The 12,993-nt window shown below is 67.0% G+C and carries 7 protein-coding genes; 3 read left to right on the forward strand and 4 right to left on the reverse strand.

Annotated features, from left to right (window positions below):
- The 3 genes from ABNS06_RS18050 to metF form a co-directional block, all read left to right on the forward strand.
- Positions 1-306 (forward strand): methionine adenosyltransferase domain-containing protein (locus tag ABNS06_RS18050; protein WP_348676000.1); only part of this gene is annotated, 306 nt, incomplete at its 5' end.
- Between the two features lie 49 nt (positions 307-355).
- Positions 356-1,786: an adenosylhomocysteinase gene (gene ahcY, locus ABNS06_RS18055; RefSeq protein ID WP_348676001.1), complete on the forward strand. Its 1,431-nt coding sequence runs from the start codon at positions 356-358 to the stop codon at positions 1,784-1,786.
- An 89-nt stretch (positions 1,787-1,875) separates the two neighbouring features.
- Entirely contained in the window at positions 1,876-2,733 is an 858-nt protein-coding gene (gene metF / locus ABNS06_RS18060) for a methylenetetrahydrofolate reductase [NAD(P)H] (protein WP_348676002.1), read from the forward strand.
- Positions 2,734-2,812: 79 nt separating this feature from the next.
- Here metF and ABNS06_RS18065 read toward each other — a convergent pair whose 3' ends face one another.
- From ABNS06_RS18065 to ABNS06_RS18080, 4 genes are all read right to left on the reverse strand, one after another.
- On the reverse strand, positions 2,813-3,919 hold the full coding sequence (locus ABNS06_RS18065) for a hypothetical protein (RefSeq protein ID WP_348676003.1): 1,107 nt from the start codon (positions 3,917-3,919) through the stop codon (positions 2,813-2,815).
- A gap of 101 nt (positions 3,920-4,020) precedes the next feature.
- Positions 4,021-4,599 carry a DUF3228 family protein gene (locus tag ABNS06_RS18070; RefSeq protein ID WP_348676004.1) on the reverse strand — a complete coding sequence of 193 codons (579 nt, stop codon included), beginning with the start codon at positions 4,597-4,599 and terminating at the stop codon, positions 4,021-4,023.
- 81 nt (positions 4,600-4,680) lie between these two features.
- Positions 4,681-5,952: an alpha-hydroxy-acid oxidizing protein gene (locus ABNS06_RS18075; protein ID WP_348676006.1), complete on the reverse strand. Its 1,272-nt coding sequence runs from the start codon at positions 5,950-5,952 to the stop codon at positions 4,681-4,683.
- Between the two features lie 118 nt (positions 5,953-6,070).
- Entirely contained in the window at positions 6,071-12,976 is a 6,906-nt protein-coding gene (locus tag ABNS06_RS18080) for a hypothetical protein (protein ID WP_348676007.1), read from the reverse strand.
- Between the last annotated feature and the right edge of the window lie 17 nt (positions 12,977-12,993).

Genomic DNA, 12,993 nt, shown 5'->3' on the forward strand with positions numbered 1-12,993 from the left:
AACGTCGTCGCCAGCGGCCTGGCCGACAAGTGCGAGATCCAGGTCTCCTACGCCATCGGCGTCGCCGAGCCGACCTCGATCATGGTCGAGACCTTCGGCACGGGCACGGTCGACGACAGTGTGCTGACCGCGCTGGTCCGCGAGCACTTCGATCTGCGCCCCTACGGCATCGTCACCATGATGGATCTGGTGCAGCCCATCTACCAGAAGACCGCCAGCTACGGCCACTTCGGACGCGAAGACCTGGATCTGCCCTGGGAGCGCACCGACAAGGCCGAGGCCCTGCGCGGCGCCGCGGCGGCCTGATCACACCCCTTTCGACCTCAATCCAATCGAACCGAATACGGAGCCACACATGAGTGTTGCAGCAGAAGACATCAAGACCGCGACGGACTACCACGTCGCCGACATCAATCTCGCCGCCTTCGGCCGCAAGGAAATCGCGATCGCCGAAACGGAAATGCCGGGCCTGATGGCCACGCGCGACGAATACGCGGGTTCGCAGCCGCTCAAGGGCGCGCGCATCGCCGGTTCCCTGCACATGACCATCCAGACCGCCGTGCTGATCGAGACGCTCAAGGCGCTGGGTGCTGACGTGCGCTGGGCCTCGTGCAACATCTACTCCACGCAGGACCACGCCGCCGCCGCCATCGCCGCGGGCGGCACGCCGGTGTTCGCCTACAAGGGCGAGACGCTGGAGGAGTACTGGAACTACACCCACAAGATCTTCGAGTGGGCCGACGGCGGCACGCCGAACATGATTCTGGATGACGGCGGTGACGCCACGCTGCTGATCGACCTGGGCGCCCGCGCCGAGGACGATCCGTCGCTGATCGCCAACCCGGAAAGCGAAGAGGAAACCTTCCTGTTCGCCGCGATCAAGAAGCGCAACGCCGAACAGCCGGGCTGGTACAAGAAGGTGCTGGCGAACATCCAGGGCGTGACCGAGGAAACCACCACCGGCGTCGCACGCCTGTACCGCATGGCCAAGGCCGGCACCCTGCCGTTCCCGGCCATCAACGTGAACGACTCGGTCACCAAGTCCAAGTTCGACAACCTGTACGGCTGCCGCGAGTCGCTGGTCGACTCGATCAAGCGCGCAACCGACGTGATGGTGGCCGGCAAGACCGCGATCGTCTGCGGCTACGGTGATGTCGGCAAGGGCTCGGTGCAGTCGCTGAAGGCACTGGGTTGCACCGTCTGGGTCACCGAGGTCGACCCGATCTGCGCCCTGCAGGCGACCATGGAAGGCCACAAGGTCGTCAATCTGGAAGACGCCGGCATCGTCGAGCAGGCCGACATCTTCGTCACCGCCACGGGCAACTACAACGTCATCCGTTTCGAGCACATGGAGCGGATGCACGACCAGGCGATCGTCTGCAACATCGGCCACTTCGACAACGAGATCGACGTCGCCAGCCTGGAGAAGAAGTGCAAGTTCGACGAGATCAAGCCGCAGGTTGACCACGTCGAATTCCCGGACGGCAAGAAGATCATCCTGCTGGCCCGCGGCCGCCTGGTGAACCTGGGCTGCGCCACCGGCCACCCGAGCTTCGTGATGTCCAACTCCTTCACCAACCAGACGCTGGCGCAGATCGAACTGTTCACCAAGGGTGACCAGTACGACAAGGACGTTTACGTCCTGCCCAAGCACCTGGACGAGAAGGTTGCCGCGCTGCACCTCGGCAAGCTGGGCGCCCGCCTGACCAAGCTGACCGAAAAGCAGGCCGACTACATCGGCGTGACCGTGGAAGGACCGTTCAAGCCGGAAGCCTACCGGTACTAAACGCCTCCCCACGCCGGCCGGCGGGAGCACACGCTCCCGCCGGCCGATTTCACCGAACCTGCGGTTGCATCACGCAACCCGGAGTCCGCATGAGCGAACTGCATTTCAGCTTCGAATTCTTTCCGCCCAAGGGCGACAAGGGTGCCGAGCGCCTCGCGGCCGTGCGCAAGCAACTGGCCGAAGTGCAACCCGCGTTTTTCTCCGTCACCTTCGGCGCCGGCGGCAGCACGCAAACCGGTACGCTGGAAACCTGTGTCGAAACGCTCCAGGACACGGGCATCCCGGTGGCGGCCCATATCTCCTGCATCGGCTCGACCCGGGACCGGATCAGCGAGCTGCTGGAGCAATACCAGGCAGCTGGCATTACCCGATTGGTGGCACTGCGCGGCGATCTGTTGCCGGGCATGACCGACCCGGGCGAATTCCGCTACGCCAACGAACTGGTCAGCTTTATCCGTGAAACCACCGGAGACCGCTTTCACATCGAAGTCGCGGCCTACCCGGAATATCACCCGGAATCACCCACGCCGCAGACGGACCTGGACAACCTCGTCCGCAAGGTCAATGCCGGGGCGAATGCGGTGATGACGCAGTACTTCTACAACGCCCAGGCCTATGAGGACCTGTGCGACCGGTTGCAGGCACGTGGCGTGACCCTGCCGGTCGTCCCCGGCGTGATGCCGATCACCAACTACGAGCAGTTGATCCGGTTCTCCGATCGCTGCGGCGCGGAGATCCCGCGCTGGATCCGTCGCCGGCTGGAAGCCTATGGCGATGATCTGGAATCGCTGCGCGCCTTCGGCCTGGATGTGGTCACCCGGCTGTCCGAGCGATTGCTGGAGCTGGGCGCCCCGGGGCTGCACTTCTACACGCTGAACCGGGCGGAGCCGACGCTGGACCTGTGGCGGGCGCTGAAGCTGCCGATGCCGGCCTCCGCCGCCGCCTGACCCGTATCGGCGACCCGCCGACACGAAAAAGCCCGGCCGTGGCTGAGCACGCGCCGGGCTTCTTTTATTGCGGTCCGGGTTACTGGCGCTGGGCGATGGTCGCCAGATCGACGAAGTGCGCCGCATAGCGGGTCGAGATGTCCGTGTACGCGTCGGCATCGGCCACCACACCCCATTCGCTGTGGTCGTAACTGCCGCCCTTGCCGCCAGTGAACGCCGTCAGCACACCGATGGCGCTGGCCAGCCCCTCGGCCACCTTGCTGCCGGTGGATTGGGCGTCATACATGTCGGTGTAGAACGGCTCTGAGGACACCAGCGGCCGCGTGGACTGATAGGTCGGCCAGGACGTCATGATGGTGTCGCAACCGAGCTTGTGGCAGTTGATTGCTTCCGGCGTGATCATCTTCAGCATGCCGGTGGAGGCCAGCTTCACGGTGGCATCGACGCTGGCGCTGTCACGGCCGACGTTGCGGCCAACGAAACCGGTGTAGTTCTCGTCGCTGCTGGCGACATCGGCGAAGTCGATCATGATGTCGAGGTGCACACCCGTGACGCCCAGCTCGTTGACCAGCTTGGCTTCCAGCGCCTGCGGATTGCTGCGCGAGGCCTGGCCGAAGATATTTTTCAGCGTGCGCCCCGTGCCGTCGAAACGCTGGTCGAACAACGTCCAGCCGGTCGGCACGTAAACCTGGTAGTCCGACTTGCCCAGCGACCAGTCCACCGGCGTGCTGCGGCCCTTGGCGGCCAGGGCCTGATACTGGGCGGTTCGCGCCAGTTCGGCATGCGGCATCACGTCCATGCCGGCGGCGACGAGCTGCTGCTCGGCGCGGGCGCAGACGGTGTCGGTGATCGACTGCAACCGGGCCTCGTCAATCCCCTCCAGCTTGTAGAGCGTGCTGACCTTGGCTTCGACGCGGACCTTGTCCGGATCGTCGTAGGCGAAGGTGCCTTCCTTGGTCGTGGCGTAACCGCTGGTCTTGGTACCGAACGCCACCACGCAGGAGGTCAGCGCCACGCGCTGGCTGCCGCCGCGGGTCTTGGTATTGCCGGCCTTGATGAACTCCGCGGCCTGGGCTTCGGCCCCCATGGCCGGGTTGTAGGCCGGCGGCGGTGCGGATGGTGTGCTGGCGCAGGCAGACAGCAACGCGACGCTGGCGAGCGTCACGACGGATTTGAGCTGTGTCATCGGGGATCTCGATCGGTTGGGAGAGCGCACGGTAGCCGCCGCCTCTCACCGGCCATATCCCCCATTTGAGTCTACCCGCCGTCCAGCACGTGACCGCGGCGTCAACGCGAACCAGCGTACTCCCTCCAGTTGGCGTGGGTGTCCCAGAACGCCACGCTGCGCTGATAGGCCTCGCGATCCAGAGGCACGCCGGAGCCGCCCTCCTCCACACCCAGCGCGTTGCGCAGCATGGTGATCGGCGCCATCGGAATCTCCTCCGGCTCCGCCGTGGGCAGGCAACCAACCACGCCCCAGTCGGCATCGATGACGTCGCCTTCCAGCGCCATCTGCTCGCGGCTGTAGAGAATCACGATCAGGTAGTTGGCGCGGGGCGGGTCAACACCTTCGAACCAGCGGGTCAGCACCGGCAGTTCCCTGGACGTGCGGGCCTCGTAGGCCGAGCACAGCAGATGCCGGTTGGCGTCGCTGATCGGCACCGCCATCACCCGCGTTGGCGTCCAGTTCTCGTAGACCCAGAGCTTGCAAAACGGCGCGTAGCCATCAAGCCGGGCGACAGGTTCGACGGCGTTGATGTGGGCGACGAACTGCTCGGCATCGGTGCCCTGCAACTTGTCGGTGCGCCCCTTGGCGGGGAACAGACGCTTGCGGGCGAACCGGCTGAGGACAATCGATTGCGACATCGTTTTCAACGGGATTCGAACGGGCGCGGGAACCCTAATCCAGCACCAACAGGAATGCGACCCCGTCCTCCGCGCCCGCCGTCAGGCGCGTGCCAGCGTGTCGGCGTTGATGTCGCCCACGCTGGCAACGCCCGCCAGCGCCATCGTCAACTCGAAATCGGCCAGCAGGTTGTTCAGCACGTCGCTGACACCGGTTTCGCCGGCCACGGCCAGCCCGTAGCAATACGGCCGGCCGACGCCCACCACATCCGCGCCCAACGCCAGCGCCTTGAACACGTCGGCGCCGCCGCGAATGCCGCTGTCGAAGGCGATGTCGATGCGGCCATCCACGGCCTCGGCAATCGCGGGCAGTGCCTGGATGCTGCCGATCGCGCCGTCCACCTGACGACCGCCGTGGTTGGACACCATGATCGCGTCGACTCCCGCATCGACGGCGCGGCGCGCGTCATCTGCATGCTGGATGCCCTTGAGCACGATCGGCAGGTCGGTGCAACCGCGCAGGAACCCGAGATCGTCCCAGGTCAGCGTCGGCCGGGAATAGATCTCGACGAAGGTCCGCACGGCTCTCAGCGCGTCACCCGACCCCAGCGCGGACAGCATGTTGCCCGGATAGGACATGGCCGATTCGACCAGCGTGGCCAGCGCCTTGACGCTGATCGGCGCCCGCGCCGGCGCATCGCCGCCACCCTGACGCATCAGCTTGCGGAACACCGGATCGGAGGTGTACTGGGCAATGCCCTTGCCGCGCAGGAACGGCAGATAGGCCAGCCCCAGATCGCGGGTGCGCCAGCCCAGCAGCGTCGTGTCCAGGGTGACGAAGATGGCCTCGCAGCCGGCGGCCTCGGCCCGCTGGACCAGGCTCTCGACCAGCTCGTTGGACTTGCTCCAGTAGAGCTGGAAGTAGCGCCTGCCATCGCCCATGGCCTCGGCGACGGTTTCCATCGCCACCGACGCCTGATTGGAAAAGATGTACGGAACTTCGCAGGCCGTGGCGGCCCGGCCCACGGCCAGATCCGCCTCCGGATGCGCCATCTCCAGCACGCCGATCGGTGACAGCAACAGCGGGCTGGCGAGCTGGCGGCCCAGAAACTCGGTGGCGATGTCCCGGGTGCCGACATCGCGCAGCATCCGCGGCACGATCCACCACTGCTCGAACCCGGCGAGATTCGCCGCCATCGTCGACTCGCGACCGGCGCCACCGGCGATATAGGCGAACGCCTCGGAGGCCATGACATCGCGCGCCGCGACCTCCAGCTCCTCCATGTCCACCGGAACGGGCGAGCGGCGACCGGCCGCCCCGTTCACGTAGATCTCGCGTTGACGCAGCACCGCGCCGCGGGATTCCTGTTCCATCAAGACCTCCAACCCGCCGGGTTCACCGGCAGCCCGGCCCCGTCGTCAAAACCCATCGGCCGAGCATGCCGGCTGCTGCCAGGCGCCGCAATGCGGTCGCCTGGCGTGAAGCAACCGGCTAGCGCCCCGCCGCCGCGCAGCGCTGCCCCGCCAAATCGATACAGCTCCGATTGGTGTTGCCGAACGCATCGCGAATGCCACCCGGCGCGATGTAGGCATCTGCTCCACCGACATTCACCGACCACTCCAGCCCGTCGGCCGAGCCAGCCTCGCGCGTCCGTGTCGTGCCGTCGGCCGTGACCAGCGTCACCGTCACACCGTCACCGCGCCCGGTATCCGCCCAGGGCCGGAAGCTGCAACGATGGCAGTACTGCTCCTCGCCGCCGTTGGAATACCGGTGGAGATTGCGCTCGTTGCGCACCCAGGGAATCAGCCCCGTCTCGCCGTCACGGACGACCTTCCAGGTATCCGGGTAGTCCACCGGCCCCACGGTGCGCGGCCCGAACGCCTCGGTGGGCGAACGCGTGTCCGCGCCGGACTGGAACTGCTCGTGCAACGTCACCGGACCTAGGCCGAAGCGCAGCATGCCGTCCGCCTGCACCGGCGATTCCACCGTCATCCCGCCCCAGGGCCGCACCTCGAACGGCTCGCTGGTCAGGCTGTACGGCTGCGGCCCGCCAAGGGTCTGGCGCAGTCCGGAGATCAGGAACCGATACGTCCCGGTCGGCGTTGCGTAGGGCGCGTCCGACCGGGCGGCGACATCGGCATCGGTCACCGGCACTTCGGAGACGAAGGCCTCGTAGGCGGCGGTCCACACCCACTCGAAGCTGCCGGCGCGCCACGCGGCGTAGTCGACCGGATCGGGAACGACGACGCCCTGAATACCCCCGCCGCCCTCGACATAGGTGCCGCCGAGGAAGTCGACATGCAACGGGACTTCGCCGCGTTGCTCGCCGACCGTGACCCAGGCCTCGCCAGATCGGCGCTGCACGGTGACCTCGGGCATGCCCAGCCAGGTGGCGCCGCCAACCCACTGCACGGTCGCGGCGTCGAAACGCTCGATCGCGGCGGGCTGCGCCACGATGCGGGCCTCGCCACCGTCCGCCGGTTGCGTGACGTCGTAGACGGCGGCGATTGCACGTCCAAGCTCACCCAGCGTCCGGGCCAGCGCCTCCGCACGAAGCGATTCCGCGGTATAGGCGGTATCCAGCGGCGAGCCCGGCATGCCGGGGCCACCGTTGAGACCGGCCGCCAGCCGCGACAGGCGGGTATTGAGGAAATCCGCGCCATGCGGCCCCAGCGCCGCCAATGCCTTGCGGTAATGGTCATGCGCCCGGTACTCGCGGTAGGCCGGCATGTAGCCCCAGTAGTCGTTGCTCATGCCCACCGGCACCACCATGGCGTAGCCGTGTTCCGGGAATTCCTCGTGCGTGAAGTTGCCCTTGATCTCGGCCGGATCCAGCGGCTCGGATTCGGCATGCAGTCCGTAACTCAGGGACTCCCAGCCAGCGGCATCGTTGTGGATCTGCGCCTTCATCCGTTCGAAGGCCTCCAGCGTCGTGGTCAGCACGCTGTCATCCCCCCGCCCGGGATGCGGACAGGTCACGGTATCGCCGTTGACCACGCAGCCAACCTCATCCGCCCCGTGAACGAAATCACCATTGTTGGCCGGGTCACGCAGGGGGTTGTCACCCGCATAGCCAAGGTCCCAGTCCCAGCCGGTGTGGATGTCGCCGGCGACCCGGTTCAGGCGGCTGATGACATTGAGCGCAGGATCGGTGAACTGCTCACAGGGACAGAACGTGACCCCCACGTCACCCAGCTTGAACACCTGGATGGGCACCGTGGCCTGCTCGCTGACCAGCCCCAGCGTGGTCGCGCCGTAGCTGATCGGCACCGGCACGCCCAGCTCGACGAGCTGATCGACCACGCCACCGGTAATCTCGCCAAGGCGCGCGCGCACTGCGTCATAGGTCTCCGGAACGCTGGGGAAGATGTCTCCGAACACCGCCTCGAACGGCTCGACCAGATCGTCCACCGCCCCGAGACCGTCACCCACGTCATCGGCCACATGTTCGCAATCGGGGAAGCCCAGGACCGGAATACCCGGATTCGCCTCGTAGAACAGGCGATCGGAGTTGCAGTTCGACACGCCCGGAATCGGTCGCGTCACCGGCGGCGCGAACCGCCGGTAGGCGAAATCGACGACGAAATCGTCGGCCATGGCCGCATGCTGGCCGGAGTCCCAGGGTGTGTCCGAGACAATGTTCCGCAACGCGGCTTTCACGTTGTCCGCAACCAGCAATGCCGCCCGGTGCGCCCCGGCGAAGGCCGACTCCTGGAACTCGTGGCGCTCGTGGCCGGCATGCGCCCGCTCGTCCTTGTGCGGACCGGAGGTCCCGGTCTCGGACTGCGACATGATGTTGATCGCGCCGGTCTCGCGGTCCAGCAGTCGCATGGTCGCGTGGGTCACGTCGCCGGACATCACCTCCTCGCCCCAGACCCATTCGGGATGGATGCCCAGGACGATCCAGTTCGCGTAATTGGCGCCGGTCGCGCGGTCGTCGAAGCGCATCACGTACATCTGCCGCGAGGTGTAGTCGTAGGGCTGGCCGGCCGGCGTGTTCGGCGTGCGCTGCTCCTGCGACACCTTGGGCCCGTAGGTATGACCGCGGATGTCATTGGCGTAAACCGCCGTCGCGCCCATGGTCACCGGCCGCATGTCGGCCGCCGCGGCGATGATGGCATCGCGCATCTGCTCGGCCATGTACTCGTAGAAGCGGATGTCGAACACGTCCTGGAAGATCCAGGTGCCCACGGCCGGGGTCGAGTAGAACGGCGAGGTGTGACTGTGCGAGACAGTCATCGCCAGATTCGATTCGGCGATGCCCAGCGGCTCGCGGCCCTCGGCGATCGCCGTCGCGTCGTATTCCTGCAGCAGTTGCACCAGACGACGGCGCAGCAGGTCATTCGGGAGGTACAGCTCGTTGGCGGCGACCGCGATGCGGCGGCCATTCGCCCCCTCGACCACCAGCGCGCGCGTGGTGATGCGATCGGCCAGCGTGTCCGATCCGACCTTGCGCGTGGAATGCAGATAGGGATCGAAACCGCGGCCGCCATCAATGCCGTAACCGGAATCGGCGAACTGCCCGGCGGACGGCCCCATGTGCCAGCTCGCATCAACCACCGCGGCGCCGGCCCGCGCCGTACCGTCCCCCTCCGGGTTGACCGGCGCGAGCAGGTCGCAGGCCGCGTTGCCGGCAAGCAGCGTCGAACACTGCGTCGCCAGCGTAGTGATGATCTCGTCACCGGCCGCGCCGAGGGTGTCCGTCAGCAGGCTCAGCGTGGCACACAACGCATCCGGCCCTTCCAGTCTGGCGCAGTAGGAGCCGAGCTGATCCAGCGTGTCTTCGACACCTCCGGCAACACCACCTCCGGGCTCGACATGACCACCGGTCACCGCCTCACCGGGCGGCACGGCCTGCACCGGAGGACAGTCGGCCGCACGGGTCACCCGCTGCTCGCCCTGCACGTTGATCACCCGGCCCTGCGGATGCAGGAAGTGCGATTTCTGACACATCCCGAAGGCGGTGCCGCGCGGGTACTGATGCGGATCGAACTCGTCGGCGCGCGGCGGTACGTTGCCCACGGGCGGGATCGCGGTCATCCCCTCGTCGAACTCGATGAAGGCCGAGGTGGTGGTGCGGCAGTCACCGATGCAGTCCGCTCCGTCGTAGGCCGCACCGGCGTCACGCCCGACCAGCGGCAGGTCCCAGAACGGCGCAACATCGGGATCACGCTCGGCGAAGAACGCGTCGCGGGAGGCGACCGGATAGTTCACGCCCTCTTCGGCGCCGCGGTAGTACAGATCGGCCATGTCCACGCCGGCGGTGCGCGCCATCACCTGGGCGCTCCAGTGCGTGACCTGATGATCGGCGAACGCCGGGTGCATCAGGATCTGGTTGTCCGGTCCGGACAGCGCACTGTTGTCGATGATGTGGCGGGCGTAGCCGTTGTTCTCGCTGCGATCCCACAGCATCTGGATCAGCGCGAACCCGAGGTCGCGATCCAGATCGTCCGGATAGGCGAGGTACAGCGGCCAGGCGTAGGGCGGAATGCCATCGAACTCGTAGCTGTTGTCGAAATCCACGCTACGGCGCAGCAGTGTCGAGTAGTTCATCCCGACCACGCCGAGCACGCCGCGATTCACGTCCTTGGACAGCGCGATCACCGGCCCGCCGCTGATGCCGCCCTGGGAGTTGCCGTCGTAGAAGATCTCCGCGTTGGAGAACACCGGCTCCCCGCCGCTCTGGAACGCCGCATGCGCGGCGAACCCGTTCGGGTGGCGCAGCGCGCGGGCCAGGAACATGAAGTTCAGCAAACCCTGCTGCGAGGCATCAGGCACGACCGGGAAGTTCGACAAGTCGACCAGCGCGCTGAGCACGTTGACCAGATCGCCGGTAGCGAAACCGAACAGGTCGACGCCGCAGAACAGGAAGTTGTGATCCGACGAGAACTCCGGCACGCGGTCGTAGTTGATCGCCTGATGGCCGTCGAGCAGGCCGTGACCGTAAATGCCGGCGCGGGCCGGCGAGTCCGGCGTGGCGTCCACCGGAATCTGGCAGGTGAACCGCGTGGTCATCGTGCCGGTGGAGTCCGGCAGGCCGTCGCCGTAGCGCAGGCTGGCCGGGTCGGCCGGATTGATGCCGTCCAGCACGTTGTAGAACAGGCGGTTCGGCGGCAGGCTCAGGCCGTCGGGAATATCCAGCGCGGTCTGCAACGCCTCCGAACATCCCGCGGCCAGCGGAGCGACTGGCAGGCCACCGCAGAGGGCCTCCAGATCGAACACCAGGTTGTCGACCGGCGCGGGATCGGACGGTGCCACGTAGCTGGGCACGGTGATGGTGCCCTCGATGCGTCGGGCGATACGCCGGGAGGTGTTGTCACCGTAGGGCTGCTCGGTAACCCGCTCCACCGTGAACAGCGGCGCGGCACCCAGTTCGAGAATCTCGCCATCGGCATTCTCGACCTGGCCCAGATAGTTGACGAAGGCGTCGTCACGCATGTGCCGCAGACGGCTGATGGTGTTCTCCGCGCTGGCGACGGTGAAATCCCAGGCCAGATAAAGCCCCTGGTTGCCGGTCACCCGGATGCCGGCCTCGGAGAGCACCGGGAACACCGACGCCGCGAGCTCGTCGCAACGCTCAGCGATGGCCGGCAGCGCGCTGCTCCGATCGTCCCGGCAGGTCGCGAACGCGGGCTGTGCGCCGATCGGGTTGCCCGCCGTGTCACGCAGGTTCTTCAGGACCACGACATAGCGCCGGCCCTCGCGAAAGTTGCGCCCGGGGCGGATCAGCAGCGCCGGGCGCCGGGCCGCGGGATTCGCCGTGCCCTGGGCGGGCAGCAGCAGGCCGGCATTGAGATCGACCTCGGCCCACACCGGGTGAGGCTGTCCGGTCTCGGCATCCAGCACCAGCACCGAACTGCTCGCGACATCCAGTGACCTCGGCAGATCCGTGAGCGGCGGCGCTCCCGGGATGGTGCCATCGGGGTTGGACGCGAGATCGGGCACGTAGGTGACGATGAGCTGCCCCGGCGAGAAACCGTCGTTGCGGTTCCACTCGCTGGGATCGATCGGCTTGCCGGCGACATTGCGGGGCATGCCGAGCACATTGAAGTTGACGCGTCGCCCCGTCCCGGCGGCCTGCGGGCTGCCCTGCGCCGCCGACACGGTGAAGTGGTTGCTGGGAAACGGCATCAGGCAATGCGCCGGATCAAGCACGTCGCAGCCGGCCACCGTGGCCTCGATGGCCGCGCCGATCAGATCCGTGTCATCCGGCTCCGACGGCGCACCGCTTCCGAACAAGCTGCAGACTCCCGCGGGCAGACCGGCATCCGTGCAGGCCTCCTCCAGCGGCGTGTCCGGATTCAGCAGCGCGCAGAAATCCCCGGGCAGACCGTTGTCGACGCAGGCACCCGACAGGCCGCGCTGCACGTAGTCCAGGCGGCGACCGATGACGTTGACGATGCAATCCTCCGCCGTCGGGTCGCTCTGGCAGGCCGCCAGGTAATCCGGCACGTGCTCGCTCGCCTCGGCGTCGAACAGCGGGATGTAGCCCTGGGAGCGCAGCAGCGGCGCGGTCAGCGGCCCCAGTGACACGAATTCCTCGTAGCCGGTGTACGGCAGCGCCAGCCCGGTATCGCCACTGGCGTCGATGTAGCTGAACTCCTCCTCCGGCAGGATGTAGCCGAAGGAGTTCTGGGTCAGCCCCAACAGCATCACGCGATCGGCCGGGTCGGCCAGCGAGCGGATGAACTCACCGAAGGTTCCCGTCGCCTCACCGGGAATCGTGACGACCTCCAGGCCGCCCTCGCCATCCCCGAGACTGATGCGGGAGACCAGCGTCTGCGCGGTTGGCGTCACCTGCGGCAGAGTCGTCAGCGCGGAAGCCAGCTCCGGTCCGATGCCGGGAATGTCGGCAACCGGCAGGTTCAGGAAATCGTAGTAGCGATTGAACGCACCGAGACCGCCTGCCGCGATGAACAGCGGGTTGGTCACCGGCAGCAGCACGCTTTGATGCCGCACCGACAAACCGCTGTCGATCACGCGCTCGACGGTGAAGCCCAGCACGTCGGTCGCCATGCCGGCGCCGCGGCTGCGCACCCGTGCGTAGGGCGTATCGCCGGAGGTCGGGCCGGAGGCCGAGGCATCGGCGATCGGCCCGTTGAAGTACAACGCCACGCTGCCGGCGAAGCTGGACTCCAGGTGATCGACGGCGCCGAGCACGAAGTCCGGATGCGGCACCCGCGGATCCTCGTTGATCGATGTCGGATGCGCGTTGAACTGCAACAGGCTGGCCAGCACGGCGCCGCTGCGCGTGCCGCGCGCCTTGATCAGCGTCGCGCGGGTGTCGGCATCCTGTTCCGGATCGATCCGTCGCGGCCGGCGGTAGTTGTTCCACTGCGCCATGTCGCCCTGCCCGATCTCCAGTCGGGCCGGTTCCATGCTGCCCAGCGCGCGCACGGCGACTTCCGCAGCGG

The organism is uncultured Abyssibacter sp. (genome assembly GCF_964000955.1).
In the GTDB taxonomy this organism is placed as follows: domain Bacteria; phylum Pseudomonadota; class Gammaproteobacteria; order Nevskiales; family OUC007; genus Abyssibacter.